Here is a 25253-nt window from a genome sequence, read left to right as displayed (position 1 = left end):
AAGTCACCTTTTTTATGGTGGATTACTGATAGCTCTCGATTATCGTTCGTGAGTCCAACATAATCATGCAACTACATCGATTTGACAACATTCAGGAGTTCTGGCACTGTACTCAGGCTTACTTACTTCAGCACCAGGTAGAAAATAATGTTTTGCTCAGTATTTTGCATACCTTATTGCATAACCCAGAACGTTATCTGAGTAAGCCTTATTTAGCAATTGTCCAAAAAAATGGCGAGATTGTGGCTGTTGCCATCCGCACCCCACCCCAAAAATTGATATTATCCAAAGCCCAAAATATAGATGCCTTGCGGTTAATTGCTCAAGATTTGCGTCAAGAGGAACTACCAGGAAGCATGGGACTGGCTTTTGAGGCAGAAATATTCTCGCATACTTGGCAAACGCTGACAGGACAATTCTATCAACGGTCGGTGGTAATGAAAATTTACCAATTAACGGCAGTGCAAAAAGTTTCAATGGCCAGAGGATATCTCAGACTGGCAACAAAAAGCGATCGCTCTCTTTTAATCAAATGGCTTTCTGCATTTTTATCTGAGATAGATGAGGCGATAAGCGAAGATGTGGAACACCAAGTAGATAATCGCTTGAAACAGCAGAATACTTATTTATGGGAAGATAGTACTCCAGTTTCCGTTGCTTCTAGTAAACAAGTTTTGCCTACAATTGGTCGAATTAATTTAGCTTATACACCACCAGAGTATCGTCGCAAAGGATATGCGACTGCTTGTGTCGCAGCGTTAAGCCAAAAACTGCTAGATCAGGGATGTCGCTATTGTTTCCTCATAGCAGATTTAGCCAATCCCACAGCTAATCATATTTATCAAGCGATTGGGTATCGCCCTATTTGCGATTGGGATGAATACTCTTTCACCTCGAGGGAGTAAGCGTATATCTATGTTTTTACCCGTTTGTCTTTGTCTATCTATTGTTTTGGGATAAACGCAATCAGCAATTGTAGTGTCAAAAGCAGCAATTGTAGTGTCAAAAGCAGCAATTGTAGTATCAAAAGCAGCAATTGTAGTATCAAAAGCAGCAATTGTAGTATCAAAAGCAGCAATTGTAGTATCAAAAGCAGCAATTGTAGTATCAAAAGCAGCAATTGTAGTATCAAAAGCAGCAATTGTAGTGTCAAAAACAGCAATTGCTTATGCGTAGCTAGCTTTTAGCATCGCCTATACAGTTGTAATATGATGCGTTACTTTTTGGAATTGGCGAATATATCAAGAAGATGGGACACAGTCAGAAATTGTAGTTTACTGTCACAGATTTGAGGCGATCGCAGCAAATATTGTGATCAAGATTAAAACACCTGACAACCAATATTGCGATCGCATTCTGCCTATAGTATCAAATCCTCGCCATTTCCCCGAGGAGATGAGTACAATATTGAATAATTTTATCCAAGAATATACTTACTTTTAAGCTGCCTCTTGTATAAACTAGTTGCAAAAAAGGCTTCTGAGGCGATACTGACATGATTCTATCTACTCGTCAGCATTTATGGCAATTGAGGTTGGTAATTGTATTAGTAATAACTAGTGTTACTACTGCATTGACGAATTCTGCACGCGCTCAAATTATCCCAGATAGCTCATTAGGTGCAGAAAGTTCCATAATTACACCAAATGCTACGATTCAAGGATTACCAACAACCTTAATTGAAGGTGGTGCTACCAGAGGTACAAACCTATTCCAGAGTTTCTTAAAATTTAATGTTGGTGATGGACAACGAGTTTACTTTACTAATCCTGCGGGGATTGAAAACATCTTCACTCGAATTACAGGTAATGAAGCCTCAAATATTCTTGGAACTTTGGGTGTAGATGGTCAAGCAAATCTATTTTTTCTCAATCCCAATGGTATCATTTTTGGTTCAAATGCCCGCTTAGATGTTGCAGGTTCATTTTTGGCGACAACGGCCAATAGTTTTGTGTTTGAAAATGGTTTAAAGTTTAGCGCTACCAATACTGAAGCTGCGCCACTGCTAACAGTTAGCTTGCGTCCGGGGTTACAATTTGGCGCGAATTCATCTGCAACTATTAATAATACTGGAAATTTACAAGCTGGGCAAGATTTGACTTTAGTAGCTGGTAATCTTGACTTACAAGGTCAATTACAAGTAGGCAGAAATTTAACCCTAGAATCTCACAATGATATCACAGTAAAAGATATTATCTCTGATAATTCACTCGGTGTTAGTGGAGATATAACTATCACTGCTCCTGGTGATATTAATGTAGGTAATATCAAAGTTGCTCGTAATTCTAATAATAGTGATTTTAATAGCATCAGCATCAACTCTACTGGTGGTTCTGTCTACTTAAATAACTCTAATTTGAATAGTAATAATATTGCTTCCGGCTATGCAGGCGATATCGCGATTAGTGCGCGCCAAGAAGTTAAAATTGAGAATAGCAGTAAAATATCTACTATAGGTAATCTAGGCAGAATCTTGATTGGAGCCTCAGAATATGCAGATTTTTCTCCCCAAAAAATCACGATTACCAACTCTCAAATAAATAATAGTAATTTTTCGACTAGTAATGACGCAGGTAATATCATAGTTAAATCTCTAGGAGATTTATTGATAACTAACAGTACTCTAGAAACATTAACTAATAGTTCCGGAAAGGGAGGAAACATTAATGTCGAGGCTGGTTCAGTATCTCTAATTAATAAAAGTTCTCTATTCGCTAATACTCTGGGAAATGGCAAAGCTGGAAGTGTAACTGTAAATGCAACTGGTGGTACAGTCTCATTATCAGACAGTAGTATTAATACAGGTAGCAATAAACTGGCAGTAAATATCCAAAATTTAACTGAGCAAGTAGGCGGTGGTGGCGGTGATATTAATATCACTGCGGCTTCTTTATATTTAACAAAAAGTTCTTTTTTAAATGCTAGTAGTTTGGGTGCCGGGGATAGTGGAAATGTTTCTATTACGGCAGACAAAACAGTATCTTTTACAGAAAATTCTATTTTAAATGCCAGAACTTATGTGCGAGGCAATGCAGGTAATATCAATATCAAAGCCCAGGAACTTTCTTTTAGTAAAGAATCGCTAATTCAAGCCACAACTTTTGGCAGTGGAAATGCAGGTAATCTGAATACAATTACGCAATCATTTTCTTTAAGTGATACATCCCGAATAGAAGCCCAGACTTTTGGTAGTGGTCATGCAGGTAATATCAATATCAAAACTCAATTTCTTTCCCTAACAGAGGGAGGAAAAATCAATGCGGAAACCTTTGATAGTGGTAACGGTGGGAATATTATTATTAATCCTCTCAACGATGAAAACCAAGCTACGGCTTCTGTGACAATATCTGGTTCAGCACCTTCGCTCGGAATTTCTAGCGGCTTATCTGTGAATACAGAAAGCGAAAAATCAGATGCTGGGGCTGGTGGTAACATCACTATTAAAACTGGAACATTAAATATCAGTGATGGCGGAGTTTTGAGCGCTCCTTCTAAAAGTAGAGGGAGAGGTGGAAATATCAGTATTAATGTGAATAATCTTAATCTGACAAGCGGCGGACAAATTACTACCAATGCCTATAGAAGTGGAGAAGCAGGTAGTGTCAAAATTAATGCAACTGATAATATTATAATTGCTGGACAAGATTATCAATATGAGCAAAGACTGAATGCACTAAAAAATAGACTTGATATCTTGAAAGCTATCTATGATGTTTTTTTAATTGACAATAACCAAGGAAATCAACAGATATTAGAACCAATTAATAATTTAATTAATAAATTAACTGAATTACTAGCTAATCCTAATTCTGCTGAATTACTTAATGAACTAAAAGAAAAATTTGAGTTATTTACAAATAGCTACGATTTTAGTCTAATTGCAAATAACCCAGAACTGAAAAGTTTATTTGAACCAATTAGTAATTTACTCGATAACTTCAATGGACTGCAGCAAATTCTGATTGCGGCTCAAGACTCTACTTTTGTGCAAAAAATTAATGAATTAAAGCAGCAAATTAATCAACTTCAATATGCCTATAATTTTGTTTTACCGCAAACTGATGGCGAACTGAAGCGCATACTTGGTTCTATTAATCAATATAGTGGACTATTCGCCAATACAGAAGCAAACTCTACTGGTAATGGCGGTACAATCAACATTGACCCCCAGCAAGTCACCATTAAAGATACTGCGAGAATTTCTGTAGATAGTAAGGGTACTGGTGTGGCTGGTAATATTAGCATTACCGCTAATCGGCTAACTCTGGATAATCAAGCCGCAATTACAGCCGATACCAACAGTGGTCAAGGCGGTAGTATAAACCTCAACCTGCAAGATTTACTGCTGTTTCGCCGCCAAAGTGTTGTATCAACTACCGCAGGGAGACAAGGTGCTGGTGGTAATGGAGGTGCGATCGCCATTAATCTAGATACTAATCATGGCTTTATCGTCTCTCCTGCTTTAGAAAATAATGATATCGCTGCCAACGCTTTCTCTGGTAGCGGCGGGACTATCGAAATTAACGCTAAAGGAGTGATAGGATTAGCGACTCTCACTCGACCAGAACTTGAGCAGAAATTAGGTACAACCGACCCAGAGAAACTTAACCCGCAATTTTTGGGTAGTAATGATATTACAGCCATTTCCCAAACCAACCCGCAGCTAAACGGTATAGTCAGCATCAGTTCCCCAGATATTGACCCCAGCAAAGGAATCGTTTCCCTACCCACAAATGCTTCTGACCCTTCCCAGCAAATTGCTCAAAGCTGTGGCGGTGTCAATAAGAAAGCAGGTAGTGCATTTACTGATATAGGACGTGGCGGTTTACCTCCCAAACCGGACGAACTTCTCAGCAGCGATACTGTGTGGGAAGATATTCGCCTGAGAAATAGTACGACAGAACAGGGAAATACAACTCAGGCTACTGTAAACCCAGTCAAACCAAAGGCAGTATTAATTATGCCTGCAACTGGTTGGGTATTTAACAACAAAGGCGAAGTGACGCTGATATCTCATACACCTCAATCTTCCGCTTCCTGGCTGAATTCTTCTAGCTGCGCTGTTAAAAGTCAATGAAAGAGAACAGCGAAGAAATCAAATTATTAGTAACTTTTAGCCTGATTATTTCTCACTAATCTTTCCGCCAAGCATAAGGCACTTTCTCTACTACTCTTCCGTCTATATTCTATATATTTATAGCAGACTGCATAGGAAATACTTTGCGTTACTTTGCGCTATCCTCTGCGTTTAAAAAGATATACCATTTTGAAAAAAGAATGCGACAGATGGGTAGGGGCACGGCACCAGTAAGATAATTGGATATACCAAAAGATTATGGATGCCGTGCCCCTACAAAGAATTTATTTGTCGCAAACGTTATTTCAATTTGTATTACAAATTTATACAAATTAGGAATTGGCAATATCTAAAGATAGATAAATTATGCAACTTAAAAATATTTTACTAGGAGTCGCCTTCACAGGCTTAAATTTTGCTGCTTATCCTAATTTAGTCAATGCTCAAACTTGTCACCAAAAGGAAGTAGTTGCCCCTACAAATCAAACTAGAACCATTCGTCAACAACAACTTGGCTATCAATTTAATATTCCCAATAACTATAGAGCTATGGCAGTTAAGGGAAATGCTATTCTCATCCTTGACCCTAACAATTTTACACTGACACAATGTTTAATCAAAAACAAAGCACCTAGAGAATATCCACCTAATATTTCGATTGACACAACACCAGTTAATGATCAAAATCGCACTTTGACAGAGATTATCAAAGAAAATCATCATACAGCAGATAAATTTAGCAATACGAAAGTTGCTAATGAAACTGCGATTATTTACACTTCTAACACCTTAGGAGAAGAGCAAACAGTTGCTTTTTTCAGTCCAAATCGCAAATATATCATTACTATCTCCGCTCCCTATAATTTCAATCAAGGAAAACCCACAAGCATCTTTAATAAAGCCGTATTTGAGCAGGTTGTCTCCAGCTTCACCTTTATAAATTAAATAGTTGGTGTTTGGTAATAGGTAATGGGAATTTCCCCCTGCTCCCTGCCCCCTGCCCCCTTCCTTTTCCCCCAGTCCCCCCAATCCGCTAAAATATAACTTCCGCCGGTCAGCATTGTTGTTCGGTGAGATTTGTTCTACACCTATGCGGTTAGGCCGGAAAGGAATCGCTATGTCATGGATGGAATTAAGCCTAGACACCACCAATGAGGCGGCTGATTGGGTTTGTACGCTACTGGCTAAAAATAACTATACTGATGAAATTCAAATTACAAAATATAGTAAACCAGATGTTAGCGCATCTCCAGCATGGGATTTAAGCATTAATTTGTACTTACCTAATGATGTCTATGCAAATAGCCGTAGTACAGAAATTGCCAATTTGCTTTCATCATTAGAACGTACAGGACTTTCTACTGCTCTGCAAATGGCTGTAGTTGATGAAAAACCAGTAAAATCAGAGCTAGCAAATCCCTTAATCCGGCGAATTGGGGAAAAGTTTGTGGTTATCTCGGCTGATACATCATATAGTTCAGAATCAAATGAGAAAATTACCTTAAGACTTAAACCCAGCTTGGCTTTTGGTAGTGGTTTACATCCTGCAACCATACTCAGCCTGAAACTATTGGAACGTTATATTAACCCAGCCATGAACGTGCTGGATTTAGGTTCGGGTTCTGGGATTTTGAGTGTGGCGATCGCAAAATTGGGCGCAAATGTTTTAGCTTTAGATAATGACATTATTGCTGTGGAAGCAACTCAAGATGCTGTATTGCGTAATGTCGTAGAACAGCAAGTTACAGTCACAGAAGGTAGTCTGGGATGTGGTAGCGAGTTAGGACATTGGTTAGGTGGAGATTCTATTAACAATGTCCCGACAGTGGAAGCAAAAGCGGAATTTGACTTGATTGTGGCAAATATCCCAGCGAGAATGCATATTGCTTTGGCTACTGATTATCAACAAGCGCTGCGTTCCTCAGGATTAGTCATATTAGCTGGTTTTACGAGCGATTATGAGGAAGATTTGGCGGTAGCATTCACAAATGCAGGATTTGAATATGTAGATTGCGAACGTCAAGATGAATGGCTGGCTTTGGCTTATCAGTTGAAATAAATATGCTAGTTGCGAAGCAATTAAAATGTGCGTTGCGCTGCGCGACAACGCACCCTATTGGCGTGAACAGGCTAAAATAGTGCATTGCTCAAACTCTTGTGGGATGGGCATCTTGCCCGTCCTGGGCGGACAAGATGTCCACCCCACAAGAAAATTATATTGCCACATTTTAGCCTTGTCATACCAAATTGAAAAAAGAATGCGACAGATATACAGACTCAAAGTCTTGTCCTGTCTGGATTCTTAATTTTGAATTTTGAATTTTGAATTTTGAATTGGTATCAGTCCATACATTTACAAACTGGCGACAGCTTCACCAACTAGCTTGGATATATAAGGTAAAATTGCTCTGCTTCTGGCGTTAGCTTTGCCTTCTGTGAATACTACCAACAAGTAGGGGCGGCGTTCGGGAATTTCGATATATGCTGCATCATGGCGCACTTGGCTTGTCCAGCCGGCTTTTGACCAAAGTTGAGCATCTTGGGGAATTCCACCGCCTAAAAAGCCTGTAACTTGGTCTTCATCAACATCGGTGGGTAAATCTTCGGGTTTGAGGCTGCGTTTTAATAAAGCCATCATTGCTTGCGATCGCACGCTGGAAACTGCGACTCCGCCAACGATACTATGTAATAATCTGGCGATCGCATTGGTGGTCAGCATATTGCGATTTTCTAGCATTTCTCCATAAAATGCCCTTTCTCTACCATAAGGGCCATCACCCCAGGTTTTTTGGCAGACGTTAATTGTCTCCATTTCTTCCCAACCTAAAGACTGATAGTAGCGATTGACAAAATTACGCTGGGATTTCCAAGTTTCAAAGGGGCCGGGGGGTAATTCGGGGCCGGAAGTTGTGCCTGTGAGCACATCTACCACTAAGCTGGTAGCATCATTGCTGGAATCAACAATCATATCGCGCATGGCTTTTTCCAAATCCTTGGAAGTTTGCACCATGCCTTTTTCTAACCATTCTTGTACAGCTACCAAGTAAAACAATTTCACTACACTAGCTGGGTAAATGCGCTCTACTCCCCGATACGTAAAACCACGTACACTATGATTCCAAAAAGCATCAGGAGTTAAAGCCCCACCAGTATTTACGAGAACTGGGGGATCGTAGACAATCCAAGTCAAAGCAATTTGATTCCGCGCTAATGTGGGAAATGCTGCCCAAGTTGCTTCTAAAATACTTAATCCGAGATTTTCGAGTTGTTCGTCTTTTCGGAAGAAAACCATATTTAGTTATTAACCTTAGAGAATGGTCATTAATTTAAAATCTCCAATCCAAAATCTCAACGCGGCTGAGTACAATTGTCTGGCTGACCTCAATTTATATGATTCTCCTGAATGTACTCGCTTGGCGACTCAAGCCGCAGCTGGGCGACATTTGCGGGTAACATCAAATCATCAGGATGCCGCTGTTGAAGTTTGTTTGTGTGAAGATGACTATCCAGGGTGGGTATCTCTTAGTGATTTGGGTTTATTACAAACAGCTACTTTACCTTATCGGGCAGCAAAATTAACGGAAGCAGAAATTAAAAAACTGCTACCAGGGGCGATCGCTTTTACGCACCAAGCCATGCAACAATCAAATTATTACCTGTGGGGCGGTACGGTAGGGCCAAATTATGATTGTTCGGGGTTGATGCAAGCGGCTTTTGTGTCTGTGGGAATCTGGTTACCGCGCGATGCTTACCAGCAAGAAGCTTTTACCCAAGCAATTAGCATTGCAGAATTAGTACCCGGAGATTTGATATTTTTTGGCACTCCCCAAAAAGCAACTCATGTGGGACTCTATTTAGGAGATGGTCGCTATATCCATAGTTCCGGGAAAGACCAAGGACGCAATGGTATTGGCATTGACCAACTATCGGAACAGGGAGATGCTGTTAGTCAGTCATATTATCAACAACTGCGCGGTGCTGGCAGAGTTGTCAAGAGTTACGAACCACAGGGAAGCTGAGGACAGGGAAAAAATATGACGACTGGCTGGGTTTCAGAGAGAACAGAAGGGGAAAATGGCACAAGCTTGGCGATTGTCCCTGATATTTCGGTGGTGGTGCCAGTACGTGATGAGGTAGAAAGTTTGCCATTATTATTAGAGGCGATCGCATCTGCTGTCAGTGAAAATCAGTTAACCTATGAAATCATTTGTGTTGATGATGGTTCAACTGATGGTTCCGCCGAATTACTCAAGGAACTAGCTAAAACCCGCAATGATTTAAAAGCCGTAATTTTGCGCCGTAACTACGGACAAACTGCGGCGATGGCGGCGGGGTTTAACTATGCTTTGGGTAAGGTGATTGTCACTTTAGATGCGGATTTGCAAAATGACCCAGCTGACATACCCATATTATTAGCCAAGTTAGAAGAAGGTTACGATTTGGTGAGTGGTTGGCGACATAAACGCCAAGATGCGGCTTTATCGCGGTTACTTCCTTCTAAAATTGCCAACTGGCTAATTGGTAGCATTACTGGCGTAAAATTACATGACTATGGCTGTTCTCTCAAAGCTTATCGTGCCGAAGTTTTGGCAGATATGAACCTTTATGGAGAACTACATCGCTTTTTACCTGCTTTAGCTTACATTGAAGGCGCAAGAATTACCGAAATACCTGTCCGTCATCATCCCCGCCGCTTTGGTCGCAGTAAGTATGGATTATCGCGGACTTTCCGCGTCATGATGGATTTGTTAACCATATCTTTTATGAAAAAGTTCCTAACAAAGCCTATGCATGTTTTTGGTTTGTTAGGTTTATTATCAATGGTTTTAGGGTCAATTTTAGGGATTTACCTGACTTTTATCAAATTAGCTTGGGGTGAAATGATTGGTAATCGCCCATTGCTAATTTTAGCGGTGCTGTTATTAGTAACAGGGGTGCAATTATTTTCTTTTGGGTTATTAGCAGAATTGTTGATGCGTACTTACCACGAATCCCAAGGTAGACCGATATATCGAGTGCGGGAAGTCATAGCAAAACATGTTAACTAACATAACAATAAAAGAACAACAAATTTAATCTTCGCTTTCTAAAATTTGCTTTGCTTGCAAAAGTTGCTGCTGATATTCTTCACTCAAAGTAGGGTATTTAAGATTAAGCTCTTTTAATTTAGTGCAGATAATATCAGCCACAGTCAGACGTGTAAACCATTTGTGATCGGCAGGAACAATATACCAAGGTGCCCATTCAGTGCTAGTATTTTGGAAAACATCTTCATAAGCCCTCATATAATCATCCCAAAAAGCTCTTTCTCGCACATCATTAGCAGAAAACTTCCAATTTTTTTCTGGCGATTCAATTCGAGCTAAAAATCTTTTTTTCTGTTCTGACTTAGAAACATTCAAAAAGAATTTGAGGATAACAATGCCATTATTTACTAAATACTTTTCAAAATTATTAATCTCTTCAAAACGCTGCTTCCATATATGATTTCCCTGAGGAAACTGTGGAAGTTGCTGTTTTTTGAGAATTTCCGGATGAACACGTACTACTAGTACTTCTTCATAGTATGAGCGGTTAAATATCCCAATCCTACCCCGTTCAGGTAAAGCTTTCATTGACCGCCAAAGGTAGTCATGGTCTAATTCTTCAGCACTTGGCGACTTAAAACTAAAAACTTGACAACCTTGGGGGTTAACCCCGGACATAACATGTTTTATTGTGCTGTCTTTACCAGCAGCATCCATTGCTTGAAAAATAATTAGTAATGCATAGGTGTTTTGAGCGTAGAGAACGTCTTGGTAATAAGCTAATCGTTGAATATCTGCCTCTAATTTACCTTCAGCATCAGCTTTTTGCTGGTAATTTCCTTTAAACCCTGGGTCATACTGCTTATTTAAAGAAACTTTTGAGCCTGGTTTAACAATAAAAGCATCATGGTTCATAGGTTTTAGCCTGACTGAATTTCAGCAGTAGCATATGTGCAACGACACAACACCAATAGATACAGTTAATTTTAAATCATGGGGTGGGCAATACTGCGATCGCAGCCTTGTCCCAGCAATAAGTCAGCTTAAAACCTAACTTTCGCACAACACTGAGATAAAGTAGGTATTGTAGCAATAATCACAGTAAATATTAATAATTGTATTTACTGAAAGACCATAGAATATCAAATGTACTCAGTGATATTGAACATAAATCAATATCGAATCTTGCTGTTCCCCTGCAACCTTTAGTGGTTGTAGGGGTTTATTTAAGTTTTGACTGCTGCTTAATCGCTCCGGTAAAAAGTTTAGATAATACAAATGATTTATTTAATATCACACAAACAATTAACAGTTATCTCTACCTAAAGACTAAGCTGATAGGCACATAGATAAAATATTTTTAGTTAGGTTTGTCCAATGTTAAAAGTTATAAGTAGGGCAATACTATTCGGTTAAACGTTTTGAACTCAAAATTGGTTTTGGGGAAAAGGTTAAAGGTTAAGGGTTAAAGGTTTTTTCTTTCCCTTTTCCCATTCACCTTTTTCCCTTTAACCGACAAGTATTGATAAGTAGGGTGTGTTACAATACTGCTCGGTTAAGGATTTTCAACTCGGAATTTGGTTTGGGAAAAAGGTGAAAGGGTAAGGGTTAAAGGTTTTTTCTTGCCCCTTTTACCCTTCCCCTTTTCCCCTTAACCGACAAGTATTGGGGTGTGTTACGGCTATGAAAGGATTTGGGACTTAGAGATAATAAAATTTAGCCGTAACGCACCGCCGCGTGGATGGTGTATTAGATGCTAGGATAGTTATTTCCTGACAAAGTATATTGGAATTCTAAATGGATAAAGTCGAATTAAGCTCCCATACCAGAATAGCGCTTTAAACCCATACGCCATAGCCAGCGATTTAAAACTAAAAATATTAATGTCCAACCTATCAGTGCTAGAAAACCACGCCCTAAATCAACAGGTAGTCCAATCAAAATACTAGCAGGGAAATCAATTAGATAGGGGAATGGTGTTAACATCACAATTGTCCTTACAGAGTCAGGAAATACCTCTAAAGGTGCAATCATACCTGATAAAAATAGATAAAATAACATCCAAAGATTTTCTAATGCAGTCGCTCTTTCTGTCCAAAAAGCGAACATTGCAAATGTATATTGAATTGCAAATCTCAATATAAAAGCTATTAATACTGATAGAACAAACAATAATATACTACCCAATCTCGGCACCCAAAAGGCTTGGGGATAAAGAATAAAAAATAAAGCTACTAAAATAAATGCAAACTGTAGGCGTGCAAATCTATCAGAAACATGAATGGCAACATGATGCCATACAGGGTCAATAGGCTGTAATAATCTAGGAGAAAGCTTCCCTTCTACCACTTCCTTTTCAAAATCCCAAATTACCCAAACAGCAGTAAATTGCCTAATAACAAAAACTACTAAAAAATAACGAGCAAAATCGACAGGTGTCAAATTAAAGCGTCCACCTTGGGCCGCTTGTATCCAGATACCCATAAAAATAATAGGTAACGAACCAGACAACACCCATAAAATCATTTCTGCTCGGTATTCAAGGATGTAAGCATAGTAGACTGCAAGTAAAGTTAGAGCTTTCCTAATAATTCGCTTCATTTCTGTTTGGTGTTGATTTTTGGTAAGTCTTGGCAGATTATTTATAGCAGTTTGCAATCAAATTAAGTACATAACTAGAGAATTAAAGATAAAAATTCGTTTACCTTTAAATACACATACTCAGCACTCTTGTACAGACGCGATTCATCGCGTCTGTTGCAACTTAGCACTCAGCACTTATTCTACAACTCCAGACTGAAATACTTTGCCAATCACTTCTTCTACTGGTGGTTCAGTTACTTGTAAATCTACTACTTCTAACTCAGCTAAAATTTGAGATACTGTTTGCGTTAGTGTATCTTGAGGTACTAAAAAACGCACCGTTCGCCCTTCTAATAGTTGTAAATCTCCATAAGAAATAAGTTTTTCTTTAGGCAAACATTTAGCTAACTCTAAATGAATTTCTCGATAAGGAGCGAAGCGTTCTAAAAGTTCATCCAAGCTGCCATCGTACATCAGCTTTCCCTGATGAATCAACAGCACTCGTTGACACAAAGCTGTGATGTCAGCCATGTAATGGCTTGTTAATAAAACAGTCGCTTGATAACGCTGATTGTACTCGCGTAAAAAATCACGAACTCCAGCTTGAGCATTCACATCTAATCCCAAGGTAGGTTCATCTAAAAATAACACCTGGGGACGATGTAAGAGTGCGGCTAAAAGTTCCGCTTTCATTCTTTCACCCAGTGACAGTTTTCTTACTGGTTGGGTAAGCTTTCCTTCTAGGGAAAGCATCTCTGTTAATTCTCCGACTCGCCGCTGAAATTCTTTATCAGGGATGTTATAAACAGCCGCGTTAATGTTTAAAGAATCTAAAGCTGGTAAATCCCAAATTAATTGCTGCTTTTGTCCCATCACCAAAGTAATTTTTTGCAAAAATGCTTCTTGGCGCTGAAAGGGAATTTGTCCTGCAACTCTCACACTACCGCTAGTAGGATGAATTAATCCTGTGAGCATCTTTAGGGTAGTAGTTTTACCAGCACCATTTGGCCCTAAAAAACCTACTACTTCTCCAGTAGCAATTTCAAAGGAAACATTCTGAACTGCTTTAATAGAACGGTAGGTGCGGCGGAAAAAGTGAGCAATTGTACCTTTAATACCAGGTTCCTTTACCGCCACCGGATAAAATTTATTTAAGTCTTCAGCCACAATTATCGGCATAGACCTCATTTTAAACGACCCGATCGCAAAATACTCAAAATTAGCCACAATCCCAACAGACTCGCAGCCGCAAACAAGATATTGCTTAACAAAGATAGTTGAGTTGTCTGGGCGTGGTTAGAAATAATTGCTGCTCCCATAATCAGTGAACCTACTAGGATGCTAAAAGAGAGACGATTGGCAGCATCATCCATAGTCCGTCGTACGCCATCTAAACCCCGCAGCGATAAATTCCACTGCAATGTTTCTGATGTTACTCGGTCTAATAGTAGTTCAATCTGACGGGGAGATTGTAAAGAAAGACTTTTGAGATCCAATGCTGTTCTTAAGAGCGATCGCAAGGGATTTTCGCCGACTAACTGACGACGGAACAAGTCTGTGAGTAATGGCTGAATTTCATCAACAAAGTTTAATTCTGGATTGAAGCCACGGGCTAACCCTTCTAAGTTAGCTAAGGTTTTGGCATATAACCCCATGTTACTGGGCAAGCGAATTTTATTATTGCGGGCGACTTGCAGAATTTCATAAATGACATGACTGAAATTAATGGCTGATAAATTGACGTTGAGGTACTTTCGCAGCATCCGGTCATAATCATTTTCCAGTCGCGCTAAAATCACTGGCTGGCTAGAATCTGCTAGCTGTAAAGTTAACTGGGCACAGCGTTGAGCATCCAAATCGACGATCGCTAACAACATCTCTGTTAAAATCTGCTGGGTACGAGGATCGAGCCTACCCACCATGCCACAATCTAACAAAGCTACCCGACCATCTTGCAGATAAAATACATTCCCCGGATGGGGATCAGCATGAAAAAATCCATCTATATATAGTTGTTGAAAAAAAGCTCTAAATAGTAAACTCGTGAGCGCTTTCCGTTCTGCGATCGGATCTTTACCATCTTGATTACTTAAATTTGCGGTGAGCAGAGGTACTCCTTCTAACCACTCCATCACCATCAACTTTTCTGTAGTCAACTCCCAATAAATTTCAGCAACTACTATCTGTTGGGGATCAAACCATTTACCCTGGGATAAGTTGCGGCGGAGTTGGTCTGTATATTCTGCTTCCCTAGTGAAATCTAACTCGGCTTCTAGGGCTTTAGTAAATTCTTCAGCGATAGATTTGATTTCGTTGTTTCGCCCAAAATCCGTGCGTGCGACTAAATCAGCAATCCCTTGAATTAAGGCAATATCTTGAGCTACTGTTAAATCAATCCCCGGACGTTGCACCTTCAAAGCCACTTCTCGACCATCTGCTAATGTAGCCCTATGGGTTTGAGCAATTGATCCCGCCGCTACCGCTACAGGATTAATCGTTTTAAAAGTCTCTTCCAAAGGAGTTTTTAGCTGTTGGCGCAGTAGTACTTCAATTTCTGACCAGGGAACTGGTGGAACTTCATCTTGCAGAGTTGAAAGTTCATCAATATAGCCAGCGCTAAGTAAATCAGGACGGGTAGAAAGTAGCTGCCCTAGTTTGACATAGACAGGCCCCAAATCCACCAGAATGTTTTTTAATACTGCAGGTGTTGGTAATTGTGGTTCATCAGCTTTACCACCAGTAAGTAACCTACGCATATAGTCCCAGCCGTTACGCAGGACTACTTCAATAATTTCTCGTTGACGAGGAACTGTTTGAGTGAGGAACATTTTTTTGGGGACTGGGGATTGGGGATTGGGGATTGGGGAACTCGGGGCCCCCTCTGGGGATAAGGGGTAATGGGGATTGGGGAACTCGGGGCCCCCTCTGGGGATAAGGGGTAATGGGGATTGGGGATTGGGGATTGGGGAACTCGGGGCCCCCTCTGGGGATAAGGGGTAATGGGGATTGGGGATTGGGGATTGGGGACAGGAGATTGGGGATTATTAATTTCCTTTGTCTTCCTAGTCCCTAGTACCTAGTACCCAGTCCCCAATACCTAGTTATAATGAAAATAGCAGAATCTTAGCCTCTGCCAAGGGTTTTAACTTTTACAGCTATAGCAAGTCGGTAAATCGGGGATCGCTTTGGAGTGTTTTAAGGATTTGTTTAATTTCCTGGGTACGGTCTTTTTTGACTATGAGGGTAACTTTGCGATCGCGCACGATCACTACATCCTCTAAGCCTATGGTAACAATGACATCTTCGGGATCGGTGGCGTAAAGTAGTGCTCCTTGGGTATCAAGCCCCACATGGGTAGCAAGTTCCACATTAGGAGTATCTTCTGTTTTCAGTAAACGTTCGATCGCATTCCAATCGCCTAAATCATCCCAGCCAAATGCCACTGGTAAGACATATGCTAAAGTGGTCTTTTCCATAAGTGCATAGTCTATACTTTTCTTAGGCAACTGCGGATAGATACTAGGGCCATTTTGTGCTAGAGGTTCGATAATTTCAGGCGCGTGGGTATATAGTTCCTTGAGAACAACACCGGCCCGAAACACGAACATTCCACTATTCCAGCTAAAACGCCCCGTTGATAAAAAAGTTTCTGCCGTTTCCCGGTTGGGCTTTTCAGTAAAGCGGTTGACGTGATAAGCTGGCAACTCATCAAAGGTACCAATTTTTTCGCCTTGTTCGATATAGCCGTAACCAGTGGATGGGAAAGTAGGCTTGATCCCCAGTGTGACAATCGCTTCTGTACTTGCCGCTAAAGAGCTAGCAGCATTTAAGGTGTTAGCAAACGCTTCTTGATCGGCAATCCAGTGATCTGCTGGAAAAAAACCGATGATCGCATCCTCGCCATAACGCTGTTTAATGACTAAACTTGTCCAAGCAACAGCTGCGGCAGTGTCTCTTCCCTCTGACTCGATCAATAAATTTTGTGAAGGCAGTTCTGGCAGCTGTTGTCGCACTCCTTCAGCTATCTGATTAGAAGTGATGACAAACACAGAATCCCACCCGCCCACGAGTTTTATCAACCGATCGGCGGTTGCTTGTAATAAGCTTCTAGAGCTACCATCAAGACTTAAAAATTGCTTGGGTCGTCCCGAACGACTTAAGGGCCAAAAACGCTCACCTTTACCACCAGCAAGAATTACCGGGAACAATGAATTAGTCATTATGTCATACAACTTTACTAAAGAACATTACAAGTTTACAGTGGGCTTTTCTACTGGCAAGATTTGTAGCTTGGACTAACATACTTTTAAGGAGTGGTTGAGTGGGGAGATAATTGTGATTAAACAAATGCAATGGACGGAAAATCAAGTCACGCCTCAACAAGTACCAGCTTTAGATTTAGATGAGGTTAAGCCTCAACAATTACCAAAGTCAGATACTCAAGTTACGCCTCAACCAGCAGTAGCACCAGAGCAAGAAAATAGACCCCAACAAGCTACTAATGTTTCCCGTGGTGTTGTCGAGTCTGTAGGTGAAATTCCTAACCAGCTTTATGAGCGGTTAGGCTTAACCATGCCACGCTGGCTATTGTGGGTGTTAACGGTTGTCTTAGGTATCGTTTTATCTGGGCTGCTAGTTTCTACCTTGGCGTTGTGGACTCCTTTATGGAGTAATCTCGACCAAACTGAAGAAGACGCAGGAACATCTGGGAAGGAACAGGCAAAAGTTCCACTTCCTGGGGAATTATGGGGCAAAATCTCTGAATATCAGCTTTCAAAACCCATGAATATTTTGATCATGGGGATTGAACCAGTCAAAGGTACTGTTGACGGCTCACCAGAAAGTTTTGCTGGCAAAAGCGACACGATGCTGATGGTGAGGCTCAACCCTGGCGATAAATCCATGAAGGTGCTGTCAATTCCTCGGGATACGATGATTGCTATCCCAGAAAAGGGATTAACTAAAGTATCTGATGCTAACGCTCAAGGCGGCCCAGTATTGGCAGCGCGGGTAATTAGCCGGACTTTAAATAATGCACCAATTGATCGCTATATGCGGATCTCTACTAGCGGCTTACGCCAAATGGTAGATCAGTTGGGTGGAGTAGAGGTATTTGTGCCGAAACCAATGGCATATCAAAACGCCTCTGGTCAGTCAGTTAGCTTAGTAAGCGGCTGGCAAACGCTCAACGGCGAACAGGCAGAACTATTTATTCGTTACCGCGAACCCGGTTTAGGTGATTTACCCCGAGTTCAAAGACAGCAAGCGCTGATGAAAGCGTTAGTAGAACGCCTAAATAGTCCTACAGTTTTACCCAGGTTGCCGCAATTAACCCGCATTATGCGGAAGTACTTTGACACCAACCTGAAAATTGAAGAAATGATGGCATTGGTGAATTTTTCCGTAAATCTGGAACGGGATAATTTCCAAATGACCGTATTACCTGGTGGCTTCAGCCGCTTCAGCCAAGACCCCAATAGTTATTGGTTGAATATGACTGGGCAACAAAGCCTATTGAATGATTATGTTGGGGTGAATGTACCTGGTCTCAAGCCGGATGTACGACCAGTTACTAAACTCAAAATTGCTATTCAAAATGCTTCCAATCAACCACAGTTAACTCAAAAAGTTATCAACTCTCTCAAACAAAAAGGCTTCACCAACGTTTATCCGGTACCAGATTGGCCTGATACCCAACGCCAAACTCAAATTATTGTGCAAGGAGGTAAGCGAGAATTAGGAATTGATCTCCAAAAAATTATTGGTTTAGGTCAAATTGAAGTGACTGCGACTGGTGATTTGGAATCTGACCTGACAATCCAAATTGGTAAAGATTGGAAATAGTTAAGAGTTGGAGAGACGCGATTGATCGCGTCTGTAGATTTAAGAGACGCAATTAATTGCGTCTGTACAAAAGTCAAGAGTTAAAATTAATTTATGATGAATTTTTGACTTTTGAATCTACAAAAAAGTTATGAAAAAGTTTTGGTTACGCTTTTTTAGCTTGATATTGATTTTGATATTGGCTGGTTTATGGGTGATTCTTACTCCTAGACCAGCCTTTGCTCAAATAAATACAATAAATTACAACAACACTAATTTAGAGAATCGTGACTTTTCACATAACGATTTAGCTAGGGTAACTTTTGTGGCAGCAGAAATGCGAGGCACAAATTTTGCAGGAGCCAACTTAACAAATGCAATTTTAACTAAAGGTGTGTTACTCAAAGCCAATTTAGAAGGTGCAAACCTCACAGGCGCTTTAGTGGATCGGGTAACTTTTGATAATGCCAACCTCAAAAATGCCATTTTTACAGAAGCAACTTTAACCCGCAGCCGCTTTTATGATGCTGAAATCACTGGTGCCGATTTTACAGATGCTTTAATAGACCGCTATCAAGTATCGCTATTATGCGATCGCGCCGATGGAGTTAATCCAGTAACCGGAGTTTCCACACGCGATAGTTTGGGTTGTCGATAGGAAGAAAATCACCAATACCAAACCCCAAACACCAAATAACTAATTTTTGATAATTTGCCTGATAGACTCTACAATTGCAGGTTAAATGTGTTGACATATGCACTCAGTTAGAGTTGTCAGGTATTATTCGTGACTAAACAAGACCAAAAGCCCTCTCGTTCATTTGCAGGAATTGCTGGCATTGTTGCCATAGCTACCTTAATTAGTAAAGTATTTGGTTTAGTAAGGCAGCAAGCGATCGCAGCTGCTTTTGGTGTGGGTGCTGCTGCTACTGCTTATAGTTATGCCTACATTATTCCTGGCTTTTTATTAATATTACTCGGTGGTGTGAACGGGCCGTTACACAGTGCTATTGTGAGCGTTTTAGCTAAACGCAAGCAAGAAGAAGCGGCTCCTTTAGTGGAAACAGTTACAACCTTAGTAGGTGGATTGCTGTTGCTGGTGACATTGGCGCAAATTGTCTTTGCCGATGTAGTAGTGGATTTTGTTGGTCATGGTTTAAAAGAGACTACCAGAGCGATCGCCATCCAACAAATCCGCATCATGGCCCCAATGGCTCTATTTTCTGGCTTAATTGGCATTGGTTTTGGTACTCTCAACGCTGCCAATCAATATTGGTTACTCTCTATTAGTCCTTTATTATCTAGTATTACTGTTGTTGCAGGGATTGGGATTTTAGCTTTGCAATACGGCAAAGATATTATCCTCCCAGAATACGCTTACATCGGCGGCATGATGTTAGCTTGGGGAACCTTAGCCGGAGCCATTTTGCAATGGTTGGTGCAGTTAATTGTGCAATGGCGCTTAGGATTAGGCACATTACGGCTACGGTTTGATTTCAAATCCCCAGGGGTTCAACAAGTAATTAAAATTATGACTCCGGCAACCATCTCTTCTGGGATGATGCCAATTAATGTGGCTACAGACCTTTATTTTGCTAGTCCTATTCCCGGTGCAGCGGCTGGTTTTAACTATGCCAATCTTTTAGTCCAAACTCCCTTAGGCATTATTTCTAATATTATTTTGTTGCCCTTATTACCAATATTTGCGAAATTGGCGGAGCCAGACAATTGGCCAGATCTCAAAATACGTATTCGTCAAGGGTTATTGCTGACCGCTGTAACTATGCTCCCTCTGGGCGCGCTGATGGTGGCTTTATCTGTCCCCATTGTGCAGATAGTATATGAGCGCGGCGCTTTTAAGCAAGAGGCTACCAAGCTAGTTTCTTCATTATTAATTGCTTACGGAATTGGGATGTTTGCCTATTTAGGGCGTGATGTTTTAGTCCGGGTATTTTATGCTTTAGGTGATGGTCAAACACCATTTCGCATTAGTGTTTTGAATATCTTTCTGAATATTGTACTGGATTGGTTTTTTGTGAAACCATTTGGCGCGCCTGGTTTGGTGTTAGCAACCGTAGGCGTAAATTGTAGCTCTATGTTAATGCTGTTATGGCTGCTCGATCGCAAACTTAATGGTTTACCTTGGCGAGAGTGGAGTGTACCGATTATTAGTTTAACTGCGGCTAGCTTAGTTTCTGGTGTAGCTAGTTATGCAACTTTATTCGGTTGTCAGCAAGTGTTAGGTAAATCTGGTTTAGTAATTCTACTAATAGAGTTATCTATTGCTGGCTTAGTAGGTCTTGGTTTGTTTGCAATCTTTGCCTCCTGGATGAAGATACCAGAGGTAAATACTTTTGTTGTGCGGATGCGTCAACGATTTTTGAAGAAGGGAAATCAAGTATAGTATGTAAGTCTTTGATTAAACTTGTGCATGAAATATAGACTACAAATAGTCTCTGTTAGAAAATAAAAGCAAAGGACTTAATCATTAATAAGTTATGTCAACAGTTCCACAACCACTGGAAGAACGAGTAGCAAATCTAGAGGCTGAAGTTGCAAGCCTCAAAAGCAAATTGGAAGTTGTTGCTTTGCCAACAAAACCTTGGTGGGAGAGGATAACTGGTACATTTGCTGAAAACTCAGCTTATGATGAAGCTATGGAGCTAGGACGTGAGTATCGTGAATCCCTGCGTTCCGGCTCTATAGAATCAAGTGATGCTTAGATGTACATTCTTGATACAGATCATCTCAGCATTTTGGATCGCGGAGGAGCAGGAGCGCAGCGTCTTCTCATGCGATTGGCAAATGTCAATCCTAATGAGATTGTAGCAACCATTATTAGCTACGAAGAACAAACACGGGGCTGGTTGAGTTATCTGGCAAAGGCTAGGACGTTTGAGGGACAAGTTGAAGCTTACAAGCAGTTGAAGAAGCAATTAACTAATTACTGTGCTATCCCAATCCTAGAATTTGATGGACAAGCAGCCCAAGAATTTCAACGTCTTAAGGCCTTATATCCTCGACTTGGAACGATGGATTTAAAAATTGCGGCGATCGCGCTTGTGAATCAAGCTATCCTATTGACTCGAAATTCTGCTGATTTTGGACAAATTTCCGGCTTAAGCATACAGGATTGGACTTGAAGAGAGCATCATTATTTAACATCCATATCCTAATAAGGGTGAACTGCGATCACCTCTTTGTTGGTATCAAAAATGGAGCAGGAGCGATCGCTTTTCGTCAAAACTAGGTTTATACGTACAACTGATCAAACAATTAGATACTAATTTTTTGCTTCACATTGCTGACATAGTTGATTGCGAAAGCTATGATGAAGCGGCCAAAAAAATTTGTCTAGGTGTGCGATATGAAACTACCAGAACCTCAAACCAAAACATTTTCAACTTTGGTAGGGGAAATTGAAAATGGTCAAATTAAAATTCCCCAATTTCAAAGAGAATTCGTTTGGACAATGCAGAAATCTGCTGCCCTTATTGACAGCATTATCAAAGGTTATCCCATTGGCACATTCATTTTTTGGCGCACTAATGAACGTCTTCGCTCAGTAAAAAATATTGGTAAGCTAGATTTACCAGAACCAAAGCCAGGTGAGTTTGTTGATTACGTTTTAGATGGACAGCAGCGATTAACTAGCTTGTTTGCTAGTCTGCAAGGCGTTATTTTAAAAAGAGAAGACGGAAGAGAAGATAATTTTTCACAAATATTCATCGATTTAGAAGCTCAAGACTCTGAGCAAATCGTCATTACTGATATTGTGGGTAAAGATGAAAAAAGTTTAATTAGCATTCTCAATTTACTCAAAGGTAGTTTTTTGCTTTTAGCAGCATATCCTCAGAAATATCATGATAAACTTCAAACTTATAAAAATAGGATTGAAAGCTATCAGTATTCAATAATTCAGGTCAAAGATGCACCGATAGAAATAGCCACAGAGATTTTTACAAGGATAAACGTTAGTGGTCAAGCTTTGTCTTTATTTGAGATTATGGCTGCTAAAACGTTTGATTACGAAAAGAAATTCGATTTAACAGAAAAATTTCAAGAGTTCATAGAAAATCTTAGACCTTTCAATTATGAGACTATTTCTGATGCTACTGTACTGCAATTTGTCTCAATCATTCTCTCCAAAGAGTGTAAAAGACAAGTCATATTAAAACTTGACAAGAATAGTTTTATTAATGTTTGGGGCCAAGCAATAGATGCTATTGAACGCAGTGTAGAGTATTTCAGAAATTTTTATCGTATCCCGGTTTCTCAGTTACTTCCATATAATGCCTTAATCATTCCCTTTTCATATTTCTTCTTTCACCACAAAGATAAACCAACTGATGATAAACAAAAATATCTAGAGGATTTTTTCTGGAGATGTTCTTTATCTGGACGCTATTCTTCTTCTGTAGAAAGTAAATTAGCACAAGATATAAAAAGAATAGATGAAATTCTTGCTGGAAATTTACCTAGCTATGATTGGTCAGTTGATACTTCAGCAGAATTTATTAAGGATAATGGTTGGTTTAGTACTTCTAGAAGTTATATCAAAGCAATCTTATGTATATATGTGTATCATCAACCAAAGTCATTTAATGATAACTCTATCGTCAATGTCAGTAACTATTGGCTCAAACAAGCAAATAGTAAAAATTATCATCACTTTTTTCCAAAAGCACATTTAAGAGGAAAGAATTATTTAGATTGGTACATTAACCATATTCTAAACATCACCATAGTAGACGACTTTTTGAACAAAAGGGAAATTAAAGCAAATCCACCTTCAAAGTACATGGCTAAATTTCAAGCAATAAATCATGACTTGGCGACTACTATGAAAACTCATTTAATAGAGAATTTAGATAATTTTGGGATTTGGAATGATGATTATGACCAGTTTTTATCTGAAAGAGCAAAAGTTGTTAGTCGAGAAATTTCTAAAAGAATTATTAAGCAGGAAATAGACAAAAAAGGACAATCGAATTTAGTTGATGATTTTGAAGAAGATTTAACAACTATTGAATAAATATAAATACTACTATCCAAAAGTAAGATAGAGGTACGATGGAAAATTCTCCGCGTACCTCCTCGCTTACCTTCGCACCACTTTGCTTTTAAACTTAAGCAGTTCTAAACCGCGCCAATTCTTCACCAGTCTTGGCATCGTGGGCGTGAACTGTACATACTAAACAAGAGTCAAACGATCGCGCAACGTGACCTACTTCTACTGGATCTTTAGAATCGTAGATAGGTGTGCCGATTAAAGCTTCCTCAATCGGGCCACGTGCGCCATTACCATCGCGAGGGCCAATATTCCAAGTACCAGGGGCAATAACTTGGTAGTTCTTAATTTTACCGCCCTCTACTTCTACCCAGTGACACAAAGAACCCCGTGCAGCTTCGGTTCCACCCCATCCCTTACCATCTTTTTCTTGGGGTTTGATATACCAGGGGTCGTTTAACTTAAATTCGCGCAAGCAGTGTTCGGCTTGGCGGTAAAGCTTGACAATTTCGTGAACTCGTGCTAACTGACGCACATGAATGCTAGGGCCACCCATTTGCTTGAAAACGTCTAAAATAAACCCGTCTTGGTGTTGCCAAGATTCGCCATGCTTACCACCTGCAACTAACTGACGCGCTAAGGGGCCTGCTTCTAAGCGTCCGAAATCTTTGTGGAGGACTGCACTGGCCCAAGAATAGGCATTATCGAAGTCTTTTGTATTCTTTTGAATGGGATTAGTTGTGCGATCGCCTGGGTAAACATCGGCTGTACCCTCATCGTACCAAGAGTGAGTAGTATTCTCACGGGCAAAAGATGGGTGCATCAAGCTGTGAGTGTCGCTGAAGCTGTCATACACTCCACTCTTCATGATCATCGCCGCATTTCGTCCATCAATTGTGGGCTGTTGATATTTGTCCTCATGGGGTAAATATCCCCAAGTCACATATTTACCAACACCAGCGCCGTATCTATCTAGACCAATATCTAAACCCATGCGCCAATATAAACCCAAGTCGGATTCCCGATGCTTGCGGTCTTCATCTAGCCAATCCATGAAGTCATCATAAGTTTGAATTTCTTCGTAGCGTTCCAGAGAACAACCCAACCACACCGGTTCTAACCAGTTGGTACGGAAATATTCTAATAGTGACCAAGCGCGGGTAATGTCTGTTAAAGTGGGGGCGCACATCACACCGCCAGGAACCATGTAACTAGAATGGGGCCATTGACCACCTAATAAAGCGTAAATTTCTACAGGTTTTGCAGAAATAGTCACACCTAGTTCGTAGGAAGTGCCTGTGAAAGCTGCAAAGCGTCTGGTAGCTTCTTCATAAAACCGACTATTGCGGTATTTTTTATTAGTCAGGTCAATTGCAAATAGACCATAAAAATAGCGGGGTATACTTTGGATAGTTTCGACAATTTGACCTAAATTTCTTGCTAAAATCGCATTGCGTGGAACTTCTGTACCCCAGAGTGTATCCAGTGCCCAAGATGCAGAAGTCAGGTGAGAACCACCGCAAATACCACAAATGCGAGGTGTAACGATTAATCCAGCTTGGGGGTCTTTACCACGGAGGATAATTTCAAATCCCCGGAAGAGTTCTGCATGAGTCCAGGCGTTGACTACATATCCGTCTTCAATTTCCACCCGGACATCTAAATCACCTTCGACTCTACCGACTGGCGAGATGTCTAATGTTTGAATTGTCATTTGTTATTTGTCCTTTGT

20 protein-coding genes are annotated in these 25253 nt (G+C 40.3%); 13 read left to right on the top strand and 7 right to left on the bottom strand.

Annotated elements, in window-relative coordinates:
* Nucleotides 1-65 precede the first annotated feature (65 nt).
* From HG267_RS08370 to HG267_RS08350, 5 genes are all read left to right on the top strand, one after another.
* Nucleotides 66-905 (top strand): GNAT family N-acetyltransferase, encoded by an 840-nt coding sequence (locus HG267_RS08370; RefSeq protein ID WP_045872892.1) that lies wholly within the window; start codon nt 66-68, stop codon nt 903-905.
* 73 nt (nt 906-978) lie between these two features.
* Entirely contained in the window at nt 979-1176 is a 198-nt protein-coding gene (locus tag HG267_RS08365) for a hypothetical protein (RefSeq protein ID WP_045872891.1), read from the top strand.
* A 319-nt stretch (nt 1177-1495) separates the two neighbouring features.
* Complete coding sequence (locus tag HG267_RS08360; RefSeq protein WP_045872890.1) at nt 1496-5077, top strand: filamentous hemagglutinin N-terminal domain-containing protein; 3582 nt, start codon at nt 1496-1498, stop codon at nt 5075-5077.
* Between the two features lie 366 nt (nt 5078-5443).
* On the top strand, nt 5444-6022 hold the full coding sequence (locus HG267_RS08355; RefSeq protein ID WP_045872889.1) for a hypothetical protein: 579 nt from the start codon (nt 5444-5446) through the stop codon (nt 6020-6022).
* Nucleotides 6023-6194: 172 nt separating this feature from the next.
* Nucleotides 6195-7136 carry a 50S ribosomal protein L11 methyltransferase gene (locus tag HG267_RS08350; RefSeq protein WP_045872888.1) on the top strand — a complete coding sequence of 314 codons (942 nt, stop codon included), beginning with the start codon at nt 6195-6197 and terminating at the stop codon, nt 7134-7136.
* A 294-nt stretch (nt 7137-7430) separates the two neighbouring features.
* On the opposite strand, the gene HG267_RS08345 is transcribed toward HG267_RS08350, so the two are convergent.
* Nucleotides 7431-8369: a serine hydrolase gene (locus tag HG267_RS08345; RefSeq protein WP_045872887.1), complete on the bottom strand. Its 939-nt coding sequence runs from the start codon at nt 8367-8369 to the stop codon at nt 7431-7433.
* 22 nt (nt 8370-8391) lie between these two features.
* Between HG267_RS08345 and HG267_RS08340 the strand changes: the two genes are divergently transcribed.
* Together HG267_RS08340 and HG267_RS08335 are read left to right on the top strand one after the other, a co-directional pair.
* Nucleotides 8392-9096, top strand: a complete 705-nt coding sequence (locus tag HG267_RS08340; RefSeq protein ID WP_045872886.1) for a C40 family peptidase — start codon at nt 8392-8394, stop codon at nt 9094-9096.
* Between the two features lie 15 nt (nt 9097-9111).
* Nucleotides 9112-10125, top strand: a complete 1014-nt coding sequence (locus HG267_RS08335; RefSeq protein ID WP_045872885.1) for a glycosyltransferase family 2 protein — start codon at nt 9112-9114, stop codon at nt 10123-10125.
* Nucleotides 10126-10149: 24 nt separating this feature from the next.
* Here HG267_RS08335 and HG267_RS08330 read toward each other — a convergent pair whose 3' ends face one another.
* The 5 genes from HG267_RS08330 to HG267_RS08310 all read right to left on the bottom strand — a co-directional run bounded on the left by HG267_RS08330 (nt 10150) and on the right by HG267_RS08310 (nt 16907).
* On the bottom strand, nt 10150-11019 hold the full coding sequence (locus tag HG267_RS08330) for a polyphosphate kinase 2 family protein (RefSeq protein ID WP_045872884.1): 870 nt from the start codon (nt 11017-11019) through the stop codon (nt 10150-10152).
* A gap of 897 nt (nt 11020-11916) precedes the next feature.
* Nucleotides 11917-12705: an ABC transporter permease gene (locus tag HG267_RS08325; RefSeq protein ID WP_045872883.1), complete on the bottom strand. Its 789-nt coding sequence runs from the start codon at nt 12703-12705 to the stop codon at nt 11917-11919.
* Between the two features lie 177 nt (nt 12706-12882).
* Nucleotides 12883-13866, bottom strand: a complete 984-nt coding sequence (locus tag HG267_RS08320) for an ATP-binding cassette domain-containing protein (protein WP_045873025.1) — start codon at nt 13864-13866, stop codon at nt 12883-12885.
* 5 nt (nt 13867-13871) lie between these two features.
* Nucleotides 13872-15515 (bottom strand): ABC1 kinase family protein, encoded by a 1644-nt coding sequence (locus tag HG267_RS08315; protein WP_045872882.1) that lies wholly within the window; start codon nt 15513-15515, stop codon nt 13872-13874.
* A 327-nt stretch (nt 15516-15842) separates the two neighbouring features.
* Nucleotides 15843-16907 (bottom strand): mannose-1-phosphate guanylyltransferase, encoded by a 1065-nt coding sequence (locus HG267_RS08310; RefSeq protein WP_045872881.1) that lies wholly within the window; start codon nt 16905-16907, stop codon nt 15843-15845.
* A gap of 115 nt (nt 16908-17022) precedes the next feature.
* Between HG267_RS08310 and HG267_RS08305 the strand changes: the two genes are divergently transcribed.
* The 6 genes from HG267_RS08305 (at nt 17023) to HG267_RS08280 (ending at nt 23545) form a co-directional block, all read left to right on the top strand.
* Entirely contained in the window at nt 17023-18531 is a 1509-nt protein-coding gene (locus HG267_RS08305) for an LCP family protein (RefSeq protein ID WP_045872880.1), read from the top strand.
* Nucleotides 18532-18661: 130 nt separating this feature from the next.
* Complete coding sequence (locus HG267_RS08300) at nt 18662-19168, top strand: pentapeptide repeat-containing protein (protein WP_045872879.1); 507 nt, start codon at nt 18662-18664, stop codon at nt 19166-19168.
* A gap of 129 nt (nt 19169-19297) precedes the next feature.
* Nucleotides 19298-20914: a murein biosynthesis integral membrane protein MurJ gene (gene murJ / locus HG267_RS08295; RefSeq protein ID WP_045872878.1), complete on the top strand. Its 1617-nt coding sequence runs from the start codon at nt 19298-19300 to the stop codon at nt 20912-20914.
* Nucleotides 20915-21008: 94 nt separating this feature from the next.
* Complete coding sequence (locus tag HG267_RS08290) at nt 21009-21233, top strand: hypothetical protein (protein WP_045872877.1); 225 nt, start codon at nt 21009-21011, stop codon at nt 21231-21233.
* Entirely contained in the window at nt 21234-21653 is a 420-nt protein-coding gene (locus tag HG267_RS08285) for a type II toxin-antitoxin system VapC family toxin (RefSeq protein ID WP_045872876.1), read from the top strand. It begins immediately after the preceding gene.
* 224 nt (nt 21654-21877) lie between these two features.
* Complete coding sequence (locus HG267_RS08280) at nt 21878-23545, top strand: DUF262 domain-containing protein (protein WP_045872875.1); 1668 nt, start codon at nt 21878-21880, stop codon at nt 23543-23545.
* Between the two features lie 94 nt (nt 23546-23639).
* Here HG267_RS08280 and HG267_RS08275 read toward each other — a convergent pair whose 3' ends face one another.
* Entirely contained in the window at nt 23640-25235 is a 1596-nt protein-coding gene (locus tag HG267_RS08275; RefSeq protein ID WP_045872874.1) for a nickel-dependent hydrogenase large subunit, read from the bottom strand.
* Nucleotides 25236-25253: the final 18 nt, after the last annotated feature.

Origin of the sequence: Tolypothrix sp. PCC 7601 (assembly GCF_025677855.1) — a bacterium.
Classification (GTDB): Bacteria; Cyanobacteriota; Cyanobacteriia; order Cyanobacteriales; family Nostocaceae; genus Aulosira; species Aulosira diplosiphon.
Note: the sequence above shows the minus strand (reverse complement) of the source record. Positions and strands in the feature narration are given on the sequence as shown.